Origin of the sequence: Providencia sp. PROV188 (assembly GCF_027595165.1) — a bacterium.
Taxonomy (GTDB): Bacteria; Pseudomonadota; Gammaproteobacteria; order Enterobacterales; family Enterobacteriaceae; genus Providencia; species Providencia lanzhouensis.
Genome location: NZ_CP097291.1, coordinates 108119 through 123771, shown reverse-complemented (window position 1 = coordinate 123771; position 15653 = coordinate 108119). Strand labels below are relative to the sequence as shown.

Annotated in this window: 12 protein-coding genes and 1 tRNA gene; 10 read left to right on the top strand and 3 right to left on the bottom strand. The window is 41.2% G+C overall.

The window, feature by feature from the left end; genetic code table 11:
• The first annotated feature begins 32 nt into the window (after window positions 1-32).
• Together M5X66_RS00515 and M5X66_RS00510 are read left to right on the top strand one after the other, a co-directional pair.
• Window positions 33-2702, top strand: coding sequence for a fimbria/pilus outer membrane usher protein (locus M5X66_RS00515; protein ID WP_270103790.1), 2670 nt, complete (start codon window positions 33-35; stop codon window positions 2700-2702).
• Window positions 2703-2783: 81 nt separating this feature from the next.
• Window positions 2784-3992, top strand: coding sequence for a hypothetical protein (locus tag M5X66_RS00510; RefSeq protein WP_154609962.1), 1209 nt, complete (start codon window positions 2784-2786; stop codon window positions 3990-3992).
• Between the two features lie 143 nt (window positions 3993-4135).
• Here the strand turns inward: M5X66_RS00510 and M5X66_RS00505 are convergent, their stop codons facing one another.
• Window positions 4136-4459, bottom strand: a complete 324-nt coding sequence (locus M5X66_RS00505; protein WP_154599738.1) for a hypothetical protein — start codon at window positions 4457-4459, stop codon at window positions 4136-4138.
• Between the two features lie 1190 nt (window positions 4460-5649).
• Here M5X66_RS00505 and M5X66_RS00500 point away from each other — a divergent pair.
• The 6 genes from M5X66_RS00500 (at window position 5650) to M5X66_RS00475 (ending at window position 12144) form a co-directional block, all read left to right on the top strand.
• A complete protein-coding gene (locus M5X66_RS00500) occupies window positions 5650-6177 on the top strand; it encodes a fimbrial protein (RefSeq protein ID WP_036950066.1) in 528 nt (175 codons plus the stop codon).
• A gap of 58 nt (window positions 6178-6235) precedes the next feature.
• Window positions 6236-6949, top strand: coding sequence for a fimbrial biogenesis chaperone (locus M5X66_RS00495; protein ID WP_154610015.1), 714 nt, complete (start codon window positions 6236-6238; stop codon window positions 6947-6949).
• A 14-nt stretch (window positions 6950-6963) separates the two neighbouring features.
• Entirely contained in the window at window positions 6964-9519 is a 2556-nt protein-coding gene (locus tag M5X66_RS00490) for a fimbria/pilus outer membrane usher protein (protein ID WP_051422589.1), read from the top strand.
• A gap of 15 nt (window positions 9520-9534) precedes the next feature.
• Window positions 9535-10893, top strand: a complete 1359-nt coding sequence (locus M5X66_RS18635) for a fimbrial protein (RefSeq protein ID WP_036950069.1) — start codon at window positions 9535-9537, stop codon at window positions 10891-10893.
• Between the two features lie 2 nt (window positions 10894-10895).
• Window positions 10896-11600 carry a fimbrial biogenesis chaperone gene (locus M5X66_RS00480; protein WP_051422591.1) on the top strand — a complete coding sequence of 235 codons (705 nt, stop codon included), beginning with the start codon at window positions 10896-10898 and terminating at the stop codon, window positions 11598-11600.
• Window positions 11601-11781: 181 nt separating this feature from the next.
• Window positions 11782-12144 carry a YibL family ribosome-associated protein gene (locus M5X66_RS00475; RefSeq protein WP_036950146.1) on the top strand — a complete coding sequence of 121 codons (363 nt, stop codon included), beginning with the start codon at window positions 11782-11784 and terminating at the stop codon, window positions 12142-12144.
• On the opposite strand, the gene rhuM is transcribed toward M5X66_RS00475, so the two are convergent.
• Window positions 12141-12338 (bottom strand): RhuM family protein, encoded by a 198-nt coding sequence (gene rhuM, locus M5X66_RS18835; protein ID WP_430248549.1) that lies wholly within the window; start codon window positions 12336-12338, stop codon window positions 12141-12143. The two genes, M5X66_RS00475 and rhuM, sit on opposite strands and share 4 nt — an antisense overlap.
• A gap of 94 nt (window positions 12339-12432) precedes the next feature.
• Window positions 12433-12527, bottom strand: a tRNA-Sec gene (locus M5X66_RS00465).
• Window positions 12528-12814: 287 nt separating this feature from the next.
• On the opposite strand from M5X66_RS00465, the gene prlC reads away from it, so the two are divergent.
• Together prlC and rsmJ are read left to right on the top strand one after the other, a co-directional pair.
• Window positions 12815-14857: an oligopeptidase A gene (gene prlC, locus M5X66_RS00460; RefSeq protein WP_036950074.1), complete on the top strand. Its 2043-nt coding sequence runs from the start codon at window positions 12815-12817 to the stop codon at window positions 14855-14857.
• Entirely contained in the window at window positions 14850-15620 is a 771-nt protein-coding gene (gene rsmJ / locus M5X66_RS00455) for a 16S rRNA (guanine(1516)-N(2))-methyltransferase RsmJ (RefSeq protein ID WP_036950077.1), read from the top strand. Before prlC ends, rsmJ begins: the two co-directional genes overlap by 8 nt.
• The last annotated feature ends 33 nt before the right edge of the window (window positions 15621-15653 follow it).

Sequence of the window (15653 nt, the reverse complement as noted above, 5' to 3'; positions counted from 1 at the left end):
GGATTCTTGCATTCGCAAGATAAAGGAAGATCATGAAAAAAGCCCATAAAATTGCTGAAAATCAGCCAAAAATCCCTTTTTTCCGTTATCACCCGCTGGCGTGTGTATTGCTATTGGCGGTCGCGCCAACACAGGCCGAAGATTACTTTGATCCCAGTTTTTTAGGGGTTGCAGGTGAAAACACAGACGTGGATTTATCCGCCTTCTCACAAGCCGGTGGCGTTGCCGAAGGGGAATACACCGTTTCCGTATTTGTGAACCAACAGGACGTGGGGCAATTCACGCTTAATTTTATCAAAAATACCCACGGTGAAATCGCACCGGAATTAACCCCTGAGCAGCTCGACACATTTGGGGTCAATGTGTCGCAAATTCCTGTCCTGAAAGACTTACCTAACGGCGAGTTTATTTCAGATTTAGGCGCCCTGATCCCACAAGCGACAACCCGATTAGATTTGTCACGCTTACGATTAAACATCAGCGTGCCGCAAGTGGCGATGCAATCTCAAGTCAACCGTAATGCGGATCCGTCATTATGGGACGATGGCATTCCGGCACTCATGGCGAACTATAACGTCAGCGCCGGTCGCACCACGAGCCGCTATGACCACGGCAAAAAAAATCAAAATACCAACGTCTTTGCGTCCGCACGATTGGGTGCCAATGCAGGGCCGTGGCGTCTGCGCAGTAACCTCACCCACTCCCGTTTCGAATACAGCGGGAGCGAGAACCAATCGGCCACGACCAACACCCAAACCTACTTTTCCAATACCACCCTATCACGGGATATTCGGGCATTGCGCTCGACATTGTTAGTCGGTGAAAGCAGCACGGGCAGCGATGTGTTTGATGGTGTGCCCTTTAAGGGCGTGCAGCTAACCTCTAACGAGCAAATGCTGCCAAGCCAATTACGCGGCTATGCGCCGGCGATCAGTGGTGTTGCCAACAGCAACGCTCGCGTCACTATTCGCCAAAATGGCAATATCGTGTATGAAGCCTATGTGGCTCCAGGGCCCTTTTATATCAATGATATCCAGCAAGCGGGCTTATCCGGGGATTATGACGTCACAGTCACCGAAGCCGATGGCGCTGAACGCCAGTTTGTGGTGCCCTACTCATCTTTACCCGTGATGCTGCGCCCCGGTGGCTGGAAATACGAAGTGGCCTCTGGTCGTTACAATGGCAACTTGACCACCAGCTCACGTCGTTCTGACTTTATTCTCGGTACTGCTGTTTATGGGCTGCATAACGATGTCACGGTGTATGGCGGCGCCTTGCTGGCAAAAGATTATCAATCTCTGAGTTTAGGAACAGGAGTCTCTTTAGGTGACTTCGGTGCTGTCTCCACGGACGTCACGCACTCATCGGCTAAATTTACTTATTCCAACCCAGTTACCAGCTCTAGCGAGCGAAAAACGGGGCAATCTTACCGTATCCGTTATTCAAAAAGCTTAATGGCAACCGGTACGTCGGTGGATTTAACCGCATTACGTTACTCCACCGAGCATTTCTATAATTTTAGCGAATTTAACAGCCAAGGTTATCGCCTTGAAGAGGGTCTTAACCCGTGGACGTTGCAACGTCGTCGCAGCAGCTTCCAAACCCAGCTCAGCCAACAGATGCAACAGTATGGCTCACTGCATTTTCGTGCTAACCGCGATGATTACTGGGGCAGCAGCCGAACCTTAACGGGTTTATCCATGGGCTACAGCAACAGCTTTAAAGGGGTCAGTTACGGTGTGAACTACAATATCGACCGCGTGAAAGACAGCCGTAATAACTGGCCGGAAAACCGCCAGCTCTCCTTCAACTTAAGCGTGCCGTTCAGTGTATTTACTCAAGACCGTAATTTGCAGTCGATTTATGCCACCTACTCCATGAGTCATGACCAAAATGGACGCACGCAAAATAATAGCGGCCTGAGCGGCAGCTTTATGGATGGCAAGCTGTCTTATGGCGCATCACAAAGCTGGGGAAATAAAGGGCAAATCGCCAACACCAACCTAAATGCGGGCTACCAAGGCGATAAAGGCAGTATCAGTACCGGTTATAGTTATAGCAATAATTCTCAGTCAATCAATATGAATGCCAGCGGCGGCGCCTTGCTTCATTCAGAAGGGCTGACGTTAAGTCGTTCGATGGGGGACTCTGTCGCACTGATTAGTGCACCGGGTGCCGAAGGCGTCAGTGTTAATGGCGGAACCGCCGTGACCGATTGGCGCGGCTACGCCGTGGCGCCTTATCTTTCCGACTATAACAAAAACAGCATTGGCTTAGACCCAAGCACGCTGCCTGAAAACGTCGATTTACCGCAATCCAATACCAACGTTTACCCCACCAAAGGCGCAGTGGTGAAAGCCAGTTTCCGTACCCGTATCGGCTACCAAGTGCTCATGACCTTAAAACAGGGGGCCAAATATGTGCCCTTTGGGGCGATTGCAACCTTAACCTCCGATAACAGCGCTGACAACATGAGCAGCATTGTGGGGGATGCCGGGCAGGTGTACCTGACGGGATTACCAGAAACCGGGGAATTGTTAGTGAAGTGGGGAGAGACAGCCGCACAGCAATGTCAGGTGAAATTCGATTTACGCCATGTTGATGTCTCCGCGGATATGCCAATCCGTCAAGTCTCTTATCGCTGTGTCAGTGGGCAACCGCAAGCTCAGCCTATGGTATCGAATACACCAGAAACGCGTTAGTTATAGTCACCAGTAGGAGAAAAATAATGCAATTAGATCATCAAAAATGCTGGCGACAGACACCAGCGGAGGAGCACTATTATGCATAAGAATGAATCGTATTCTCGTAATAACACTTATTTGGGCACGGCTTGGAAATTGTTGTATGAGAAAAGTAAGTTAATGATATTAAGGTCTTACATATTAGCAATTTTTTATATTTTCAGTAGTCACTATAATATAGCTATCGCAGCAGAAACTTGGTCCGCCATATCAGGCAAAAGTACTTTGATACCTGATGTCGGATTGCAAAGCGAAAATCTTGAAGTAGGGGGTGGTAATTGGTCGCCTTATAATTACGTTTACCCTACCGCAATATCTATATCAACAATCAGTAATAGTGGTAGTTGTTCGTATCCGGAAAACTATCCTACATTTACTACGATTGATGGATATAGTGGGTTAAAAATTGCAGAGGGAATATTATTGATAATTGATGGTGCTGTTACAGGTACCACTAAGGCAACGACTAATTCAAACGCAACAAAAAACTTTACTATTAGTTTTAATGGAAGTGGTGGTGTTCCATATAGTTTGACTAATACTCTGAATATCCTTAGTACTGGATTATGTTCATCAGGGGTTGTACCACCGTCAGATAATCAATATACAGGGGCAAGCAGTGTCAATGTACGTTACTCTTTGTATATTTCACCATCAGCGTCAGCTGGTACTTATGTGATCCCCGACTATTATTGGCGTAAAGAGTCGGGTTCTATTGCCTCGAAAATTTTTACTATTAGTAATAGCACTATTACTATTGAGAAACCAATGATGTGTACCATTAACACCCCGCCTAAGATTGATTTCGGTAAGGTCAATGTTTGGGATTGGGAAGGCAATACTTCCGGTACACCAGGGGGGAATCGTAAGGATGTTTTAGGGGTAGCTGATGGGAATTTTTCCATAAATTGCACAGGTGATAATAACGCTGTTACTCCTGCTAAATTAACACTTAAGGGAAACACTCAAGGTTATGCGAATGACTTAAAAATGACGATGGATGCCACCGGTGAAGTTGCTCCTGCAACCGTACGAGCGTCAATTAAATCAATCAAATCAGCATGCAGCTCTGACGGAATATATTTTGATCCCAGCACAAACCCTGAACCAGGAAATGTCGTGGATTTAGGTGGACTTACCGTCGGTTCACACCAAGTCCCTTACCGTTTTAGCCTCTGTGCGCTTGGAGAAGGCTTTAAATCTGGCGCCGCTTCTGCCACCGCCACTGTCACCATTGATTGGGAATAACCTAGGTAAGTTTTCTGGTCAAACAGTGATTATTCTAAATAATAACTAAATCGGCTGATCATCATTTAAATTATTTTCCTTCCCTTTAAAAATTAACCATCTCTTTAAATTGTATCTAAAGAGATGGTTACAGCCATTCTCCACTATTCTTCTGAGATAAATTGTTCTTCATAAGCGTCTAGATGATGCTTAAAAAATTTCTCGAACTCTTCTGCTGACTCGACTAAAACCGTTACCTCGATGTATTGCTCACCAAACTTGTCTGAATGATCTTCAATCATGATAGATTTACAAAGGATCTCTTCATGGGTATCACTGCAATACAGTTTGCAGCTCACGGTACTGATATTGGGTTTATAAAACGGTGTTGGTACTAATTCACCAAAGACAAATCCCATTGGCGGGTCACTTTTTTCAAGTTCGCTCATCCCAATAATTTGGTCTTTGTAGATAATTTTATATTTCATTGGGAAGTCCTTTGTATCTCTTCACCATAAAATGTTATTTTAAAAAACCTCAAGCATTAAGAAACAAAATCACATCATAAAATTAACATTAAATAATAAACTTAAACATTACCCTCACAAAATCAAAACTAGCATATTATTTTATCATTACCAAATTAATTAGTTAATTTTAATGTGATAATGGTTTAATCAATATAATTTAGTTACCTTAATATAACTGGCTGATACTAAATATTAGCATTGAATTTTAATCAAGGGTCATACATTAAATGAGATGCTATTAATACCCTTCAGTATCACTATTAAAATTCTCTTACTGACTTTTAAAACTAAAGTATTAAGTCTTATTAAACTTCATGTTTAAGACATATTTTTACCAATAAAACGAGTATTTAATATATTAAAAATAATCATTACCTCCCCCAAGAAAACCCAATCAATAAAAAATTAAAAACCGAATATAATTCCAATAAAAACAACTAAATACAATAACACCACCAACAATTTAAATTATTTTCATCTCAACATTCAGATACATTCAAAAAGAAATATAAGGTACATAGAAAGCGAGCCACCTTATTAGATGCACCATCAAAAATTGCTTTTTATTACTTTTCTATATAACGAATTAAGAATTATCTTAATTTTTAGGCGGAAACATTTTTTACTAAAAAATTTATTACATACGTTTTTCTACTTATCCTAAATTTAAATTAGTCTAACTAAGTTAACTTAGAGTGATTCATTTTTATTTATTTAATTAGCCTTTTGATTTTTCAGAATAATAAGCATCACTTATTTATCATTAATTATTTTTATGCTTTAAGATTTTGTATCAAAATATGTTTAATTGTTTCAAATTGAAAGTATTTACATCCCTAAATTTGTTTTTCACACCTTTTAAGTGAGTATTAGTTATGTTAATATTTTTTTGATTTAAATTTCCTTGTATTTATAGGGATACATTTTTAAATGTGGTAACGATAATAAAGAAATGAAATTCATTCTTATAACTTTATTTTCCTAACAAAGAAAAATTAAACATCTCCTTTAAACATCTCTCATTAACTTATTAATGAGATGGCTTTTAGCATCTTTAATAAATAATGTATTAGTTTTTCTTGTATCAATTTAATACTTTTTTGTAAGCAAATAAAAATTACATATTTTTGAATGGAGAGAATGTAATCATGAATAAATATTTAGTTATCGCAGCCTGTATTGTTTCTTCTAATGCAATAGCTGCTTCTAATAATACAATACGTTTTCAAGGCGAAGTTGCTGATGAAACATGTACTGTAACAATTAATGGAAACACCGCGTTACCTGTTGTTTTATTGCCAACAGTATCAAAGAAAGACCTAGCATCATCAGGTAGTACTGCTGGTGAAACACCATTTACCATCGCAGTGAGTGGCTGTACAGGATCGACAACTACAGATACAAATATCAACACCATTTTTGTTGCTAACAATATTACATCCAGTAACCGCGTTGGTAATACTGGTACGGCAACTAATGTTTCTTTAGAACTCATTGAACCAACTGGTAGTAAAGCCGCACTTGATGTAACAGGTACTAAATCTAATGCTGGATTAGTATTAAAACAAAATGAAAAATCGGCAACTCATGACTATGCCGTTCGTTATTATGCTGAAGGTCAGGCTGAAGCGGGTACTGTGTTAGGAAGTGTTCAATATTCTATTTCTTATAATTAAGCCCCTAATCTCTCTTCTCAAAAAGAAGAGAGATTGTTTTTATAAAAAGAGCCAAATAATGAAAAAATTTATTTTTTTTATTCTTTTTATTTCTGCCTTTGTTTCAAGCGCATCAGCATCTGTCACGATGTTAAAAACTCGTGTTGTTTATCTGTCAGATACCAAGTCAGAAACATTAAAATTAAAGAATAACGACAATACCCCCTATATCATGCAAATCTGGACGGATATCGATAATCCGAATTCAACACCAGCCGATGCAGATGGCCCTTTCATTGTTCAACCGACAGTATTTCGTATTGAGCCAAATACAGGTAGAGACGCGAACTTAATTTATACCGGAGGAAGTTTACCTCAAGATAAGGAATCCCTATTTTATTTAAATTTAGTGCAAATTCCTCCTCGCGATGCTGCTTCAAGTGAGAATGAACTTTCTTTTTTAATTCGCCATCGTATTAAAATTTTCTACCGTCCAACATCACTCTCCTCAGGAGCCGATGACATAGGGAAACATATCTCATTTTCAGGCATAACGTCTTCAGGTATCGAAGTTAAGAACAACTCACCTTATTTTTTATCATTGAACTCTGTAAAAGTATTCGGTCAAGCAGGTGAAAAAATAGAATTAATACCAACAATGATCCCGCCATTTGCCAGTAAAAAATTGCCGCTTAAAGATGAAAAAACCATAAATTCCAAGCAAGACAAAGTCATATTCTCATTTACCAACGATTTGGGTGGTAATGTCGAATACACGTATAAATATAATTAGTGGATAAAAATAAGATGACAATCAGACGTTGTTCCTATTTAAGGAGAGAAAACCTATCGTTTAAATACAAGATTGCATCTTATTGCTTTATTGCTGTTTTATTTATCTCTAAAGCTAATGCTCAACATCATGAGCAATCATTTGTCTTTGACCAAAGTATGTTACTAGGTGGAGGGCAAAATATTGATATTAATAAATTTAGTGAGAATAACTATGTCCCAACAGGGCAATATTTAGTCAATCTTTTTGTTAACAGTAACTTCTATGAAAAAAAAGAGGTTGAGTTCAAGTTAGATAAGACAGATACCACCTCTCCATGTTTTTCACCTGAAGAATTAGAGTCTATGGGCATTTTGCTCAAAAAAGCCAATGCTTCCATAGAAACAGAATCCGCCCAATGCTTGTTTATTCAAGACATTATCCCTGACGCTAAAGTGAGTTTTGACTCTTCTAATTTAAGATTAAATCTCCTCATTCCACAGATTTATATCAAACAAGATGCTAAAGGATTTGTCCCGGAAAGTAGCTTAAATGCTGGAACAGCGATGCTTTTCGCTAATTATGATACCAACTATTACAAAAATAAGTCCAAAGGGTACAACTCTGATTATGCGTTTGCCAGTTTCAACGGGGGAATAAATTTAGGTTTATGGCAGTTTCGCCAACAAGCATCAATGAATTACACATCGACAGAAAATAATAATGGCAAAAAAACGAAATTTAATTGGATAAGAACTTATCTGCAACGTCCTATTGTTTCACTAAAATCGCAATTGTTAGTTGGTGAAATATCTACCGCTGGTTCAATTTTTGGCAGCCTTTCATTTAGAGGCATTCAGTTAATTTCAGATGATCGGATGCTGCCTGACTCGCAAAAAGGATATGCGCCCGTTATCCGTGGTGTCGCCACAACAACCGCTCGCGTCTCAGTAAAGCAAAATGGCGTTGAAATCTACCAAACGACGGTATCTCCAGGCCAATTTGAAATCACAGATTTATACCCAACCAGCTATGAAGGCGACCTGCTTGTTGAAGTTCAAGAAGCAAATGACAAGGTAACATCATTTGTTGTGCCTTTCTCTGCCGTACCTGAGTCTGTTCGCCCAGGATATACTCGCTATGCTATCGCGATGGGTGAATTGAAGAATTTCAACCGAATAAATAATCGGTTTGTTGATGCATCTTTTCAGCATGGTTTAACAAACATGCTAACGCTAAGCAGTGGTATCCGTGCAGCAGATAAATACTATGCGGCTTCTGTTGGAACAGTACTTGCGACTCAATTTGGTGCTTTTGGGCTACAATCCGCCTTTTCTAATGCTGATATCAATGGTGAAACTCATCAGGGCGCGCGAGTTGGCATAAATTACAGCCGTACTTTGTCGACAACAAATACGATTATTACATTAGCTGGCTATAAATATTCAACTGAAGGGTTTCGTGAATTAGCTGATGTTTTAGGTGTGAGAGGAATGAAATCAGAAAATGAAGTCTGGAACTCCAATACCTATAAACAAGAAAGCCAAATGGTGCTACACATCAACCAATCTTTAGGGGAGTGGGGACAAGTTTTTACATCGGGTTCAATCAATAATTATTATGGTAACCGTGAACGCGATACTCAATTCCAACTAGGGTATTCAAACACATATAAAAATATTGGATACAGTATTGTTTATAGCCAACAAAAAGTTGGACATGTTAACGACAATTACACGTATAGTGATCAACGTGATAATTCAAAAACCGATAAAATCGTGATGTTCACGGTTTCAGTCCCTCTGGGAGGGAGCTATGACTCTCCTATGCTGATGCTCGGTGGTACAAATAGCGACAGTAATTCCAGCTATCAAGCCAACCTATCTGGAATTATGGGAGAAGACCAAACACTCAGTTACAGCGTGAATGCCGACTATGATGCGAATAATAGAAATGTAAGCTCAGGAATTCATTTAACGAAACAATTTCCTGAAGCGACAATTTCCGGCAGTGTATCTAAAGGTGAAAATTATACTCAAGGCAGCCTTTCTGCTAGGGGAGCCATCGTTGCTCATGGTGGAGGAGTCACCATGGGTCCGTATGTTAGCGACACATTTGCGTTAGTTGAAGCGCAAGGCGCTAAAGGGGCTAGAGTGATTAATGGTTCTGGCGCTTCAATTGATAGGTTCGGATATGCAATTATCCCGTCTCTCATCCCTTATCAATACAATAACGTTGGCTTAGACAGTAAAGAAATTGAGGATAATCATGTTGCATTAGCTGAAAACTCCCAAAAAATTGCACCTTACGCAGGTGCCAACGTAAAACTGAAGTTTAATACATCCGTAGGTTATCCTATCCTTATTTCTATACCTCAATCTATATCATTACCTCTGGGTGCAGACGTTTATGATGCCAACAAACAAGTCGTTGGATTAGTAGGACAAGGAAATCAGATATACGCTCGAGTTGAACAATTGAATGGCACTCTATCCGTTGCCCAGCAATTAGGCGATTGCCACGTAACGTACAACATTCCTGATGACAAAAAAGCATTGAGTCTTATTTTATTAAATGAAACTTGCGAGTAAGTAAAGGCGATTAAAATGACAACATCTTCTTTTGCAAAAATATTGCTAGCCCTGCTACTTTCTTCTTTTACTACCTATACATTCGCAACATGCTATCGAATCACATCAATAAATACGAACTCTGGTAGCGTATATTATACCGAACCTGGAAAGGGAACGGCTGGTGCTTGGGGAGGGTCTACGGATTCATCGGGTACAATGGGTACAACGCCAAGAGTTATTAATATTAATAATAATAACTTTCAACCTTTAGGGTCTTTAATCGCTACAGGATATGTTTCTTTTTTAGATTCAGGTTCTGCACGTTATGAACCGGAACAAATTTTATTTCGTTGCACCGCTGATGAAGATGGGTTTTTAAAAGAATTCTATGCCACCAATGGTGATTCAGCATATGCTGGCATGTATCAAGCTAACCCTGCTTTAGGGCTCGATCAGACCTATACAACCATCGTTAATGGTGTCGGAATTAGAGTTAAGAATGTCAATACAGGGGAGTATTTTTCTCGCTATTGGAAATCTCGCCCACTAACAAATCTAGATAGAGATAGCCAAGGTTGGATTCTGGTTAAAGCCAAAAACTTTTCCGACTCAAGCATAGAGTTATTTAAAATTGACTATGGTTCAGGAGTTCCCGTGCCAAGCGTAACAACGGGGACTGTTTCTTGGACTCAACCTTCTACCTATACGGCGTTTAAATGTAAGCAATGCTCTTTAAACGTAACGGAGAATGCAGATTCCGCATACTACTATAATGGTTGGTATCTATATTGGCCCGGAGCCATTAATTTGCACCAAAACATCGTTGTTAGACGAGCCGCCACTTGTATGGTTGAAAACGTGACACCAAATGTATTTTTCCCATTAATCTCTAAGAATGAGATCGATAATAATGTGAAAGTCACCGCGCCTATTAATATTCGATTTCAGTGCCAATCCGGCTCCCCTGCAAATAGCGGACTTTCAGGGTTTGTCAGCGGAACCGCAAATACACAAACTGCGATGGGTTTTTTACCTAACCCAGCAAATATTACCTCTGCCATTCAAGAAAACTTAACCGTTAGTTCGGGATCCGGAGTCACGCATTTACTGTCAAATGGGTATGGCATGCCAAACATTGCAACAGGCGTCGGGGTTAGATTGTATCAACTGAACGGCACGGCTTTAAATTACCTATCGTCTTTATCAAACACCGGTCAAGGAGCGGCTAATGGGTGGTACCCTGTTCTGACCGATGCTATTTCTGTTGGTGTAGTCAATGGCGTGACGACGTATTCTAAAACAGTCAATGCCTCACTTGAAAAGATCCCAGGTAAAGTCGTCAAACCCGGAAAGTTTGATGCAACTGTTCAAGTGATTATTCAGGTTCAATGACAATGAAATCTACCTTATTCGCGTTAATGATCTTGCTTTCTTCTTATAGTCAGGCAGCAATGATGATTGAAGGCTCACGGGTTATCATCAAGCATTCTCAAAGAGAAGCAACATTGCCCATTAAAAATACCAGTAAATACCCAGTTATTATCCAAAGCTGGGTTGATGATGGGGCTCCCGATGGCACACCAGAAAAAGCAAGTCACTCTCCTGTCATTGCTATTCCTACTATTTTCCGCCTTAATGAAAACGAATTAAAATACATTCGGTTAGTTAATAAATTTATGCCATCTTCAACAGACAGAGAATCACTTTATTGGCTAAATTTATATGAAATCACACCGACCCCTGACAATGAAAAAGGCAATGCCAGTATTATCAATGTCGCAGTCAGGCTACAAATTAAGGTCTTTTACCGACCTGATAACCTTAACGCGACCATTGGTGAAATAAGCGATCAAATCCAATTTACGTTAGATAAAGGAAGCCAACGCTTAACTATCAAAAACCCCACCCCTTTTTATATTACGTTCAATAAACTACAAATGGGTAAAACAGAAGAACAACTACCGACCATGTTATTGCCCCCCTTTTCGGAGCAACAGACTGAAATTAAAAAAGATAATACTAATAACAAGATACTGTTTAGCCTCATTGATGATTCCGGTGAACAAAATCATTATGAAAAAGAAATAATTGTCCGCTGATAATTCAACTCACCATGCTTCGAATTGGTTTTTGAGTAAAAATAAGCAGTGAAATAGTGATAGATAAATCGCAAATAACCGTATTTTGATGATGAGCCTTAATAGGTGCTATCCCCTTTCGCCCTCTTATGCGGAATGATGTATACTTGCCGGCAGGAAATTTATTCACGGTTAATTAATGATGAAAGAAACTGAAAAAACACAGATTAAAACGCTTAGCGACCGCTTAGACCTTATTCGTCACCAAATGGCAAGTATGCAACTGTCGACCCAAGCGGAAAAATACGCCGAGCTCGAAAAAGAAAAAGCGACGCTGGAAGTTGAAATCGCTCGTCTGAAAGAAATGCGTAACAAGAAGCTAAGTAAAGAAGCACAGAAATTGATGGATATGCCATTCAAGCGCCCTATCACAAAGAAAGAGCAAGCGGATATGGGCAAACTGAAGAAATCCGTACGAGGCCTCGTTATTGTCCACCCAATGACAGCATTAGGTCGCGAAATGGAGTTGGATGCTATGACCGGTTTTTCTAAGACTGATTTTTAATAAGAAAAATTTGTCTTAGATCGTGTTTTGCCTAGATTAAAAAATGCGCGGTTTCTATATTGGAAAGCGTGCAGTTCTCTGACAAATTGTGTGCTGCGAACAGAACGGACGCGGTAACCGACCATAAGAATGGCAAGTAAACTATAGTAATCGACCTCTCTGGAAACCTGACCATTTCCCTCTAATCGAACTATCCGGAACTTCAGGATGATTGAGTTTTGAGCAAGTCTTTATAGATTAAGACAAACTACAAAAAATGGTATTAATACGAAGATAGAGGGAGAAAAGTGGCGGAAGATCACAGGAGTCGAACCTGCCCGGGACTGCTGGCAGCCCCAACTGGATTTGAAATCCAGCCGCCTCACCGGAGACGACGATCTTCCTCTATTTGGTAGGTGTTCGATTATAAACTGAATTATTTATTTTCCAAGGTATTGTGAGAACAACCATTCAAATTATTGATACACGCCAATAATGCCACGCCATTCTCAAAAACTGATAACAAAAAGCACAAATGTGATATTGAGGTTTATACAATTGCCCCCATATACTTATTCATGTCTACATACGGCGCGCTGATTTCACAAATAGTCACCCCGCCAACACTTTCATTGTCAGCACAGTAAGCCTTGGCTCCCGAGCGCAAGCCTGCATTCAAGGATGTTTTTTTATGACAAACTCATTATTAGCCGATTCCGCATTACCCCGTTTTGAACATATTGAACCTGCACATATTTTCCCGGCAGTTGAACATGTTTTAGGCGAATATCGCCAAACCGTTGAAAATATTCTGGCAGCCAACAGCCACTATACTTGGGACAACCTGTGCCAACCATTAGAAGAAGCGAGCGATAAACTCTCCCGCGTTTGGTCCCCAGTAAGCCATCTGCATTCTGTTAAAAATAGCCCTGAGCTACGTGAAGCTTATGAGCAATGCCTCCCATTACTGTCCGAATTCAGTACATGGATGGGACAACATGAGCCACTGTATCAAGCTTATAAATCCCTCAAAGAAGACGCTGGATTTAATCAATTAAGCCAAGCTCAACGTAAATCTATCGAAAATACCCTGCGTGATTTTGAACTGTCCGGTATTGGTTTACCTGCTGAAAAACAGCAACGTTATGGTGAAATCGTCGCACGTTTATCGGAGATCGCCTCTAAGTTTGGTAATAACGTCCTAGATTCCACAATGGGTTGGTCAAAACTCATTAAAGATGAAAGCGAGCTGGCAGGCATGCCAGAAAGCGCCATCGCCGCAGCAAAAGCCATGGCGGAATCTAAAGGTGAAGAAGGTTATTTACTGACTTTAGATATGCCAAGCTACCTGCCTGTCATGACCTACGCCGATAATGCAGAGCTACGCCGCGAAATGAGCTATGCCTATAGCACTCGCGCCTCCGACCAAGGTCCAAACGCAGGTAAATGGGATAACAGCGAACTTATCGATGAGTTAATGGCGTTACGCCATGAGCTGGCTCAACTGCTTGGTTTTAAAAACTTTGCCGAAAAATCCCTCGCCACCAAAATGGCAGAATCCCCTGAGCAAGTTTTAGGTTTCCTGAATGATTTAGCAAACCGCGCTCATCAGCAAGGTAAAGAAGAACTCGCGGAACTGACCGCATTCGCGAAAGAAAATTATGGTGTTGAAACCCTCGAATCTTGGGATTTAGCCTATTACAGCGAAAAACAAAAACAGCATAAATTCTCACTTAATGATGAGCAATTGCGCCCTTATTTCCCAGAGCAGCGCGTGTTAAATGGGCTGTTTGAAGTCGTTCACCGTATTTATGGTTTAACGGCTAAAGAGCGCCAGGATGTTGAAACTTGGCACAATGATGTCCGTTTCTTCGAACTGTATGATGATACCAATACCCTACGCGGTAGCTTCTATCTCGATTTATATGCTCGCGAGCACAAACGCGGCGGTGCATGGATGGATGATTGCGTGGGTCGTATGGTGCATAAAGATGGTTCACTGCAAAATCCTGTGGCTTATTTAACTTGTAACTTTAATAAGCCGCTAGGGGATAAGCCTGCTTTATTTACCCACGATGAAGTCATCACCCTGTTCCACGAATTTGGTCATGGTCTACACCATATGCTGACCCAGATTGATGTTGCCGATGTGGCGGGTATCAATGGGGTTCCATGGGATGCCGTTGAATTACCAAGCCAATTTATGGAGAACTGGTGCTGGGAACCTGAAGCCCTTGAGTTTATCTCTGGTCACTATGAAACTGGCGAACCTTTGCCAGCCGATATGCTACAAAGCATGTTAGCCGCGAAAAACTACCAGTCGGCGATGTTTGTACTGCGCCAGCTTGAATTTGGTCTGTTTGATTTCACCTTACACGCGGAATATGACCCAGCAAAAGGCGCGCAAGTGATGCCAACGCTGTATGCCATCAAAGAAAAAGTTGCCGTGGTACCATCACCAAAATGGGGGCGTTTCCCGCACGCATTTAGCCACATTTTTGCCGGCGGCTACGCAGCGGGTTATTACAGCTATTTATGGGCGGATGTGTTGGCTGCTGATGCGTTCTCTCGCTTCTCTGAAGAAGGCATTTTTAATCGCCAAACTGGTCAATCCTTCCTCGACAATATTTTAAGTCGCGGGGGTTCTGAAGCGCCTATGGTACTGTTCGAGCGTTTCCGTGGTCGTAAACCAGAATTAGATGCGATGTTGAAGAGCTACGGTATTCATGGCTGAAAATATTGCTATCCAATTAATCTGTGAAGAGGGTGCCGATATTGGCACTCTCAATCAACTTGCTGAAAAATGGCAACTCACACATACACCTGACGCCTTGATGGCATTGGTGTTAACCCCCGAAAACCTGCAATTACGCAAAATGGATGAACCAAAATTAGGCGGCATCTTTGTGGATTTTGTCTCAGGCGCGATGGCGCATCGCCGTAAATTTGGTGGTGGACGCGGTGAGGCGGTTGCTAAAGCGGTGGGGATCAAAAAAGAGTATCTGCCCGATGTAATTGATGCGACAGCCGGTTTAGGGCGCGATGCTTTTGTACTGGCGGCTTTGGGCTGTAAAGTACGGATGTTAGAGCGTCATCCAGTGGTAGCTGCACTGCTTGATGATGGTTTACAACGTGGTTATCAAGACCCTGAAATCGGGGAATGGCTACAATCACGAATGTCACTGATCCACGCATCGAGCATTACCGCATTAGCCGAAATTACTGAAGCGCCGGACGTAATTTACCTCGACCCGATGTACCCACATCGGCAAAAAAGTGCATTAGTGAAGAAAGAGATGCGGGTGTTTCAGTCATTGGTCGGGGCTGATGATGATGCAGATTCTTTACTGGCACCAGCCATTGCGCTGGCAAAACGCCGTGTTGTGGTTAAGCGACCTGATTACGCCGAACCGCTTGCGGGGCAAAAAGCACCTTCAGCAGTCACAACCAAAAGCCATCGATTCGATATCTATCCCTGTATTAAACACAGCGATTAAAACGTAACGGCGAAGGGCGTTTGTACGGTTTAT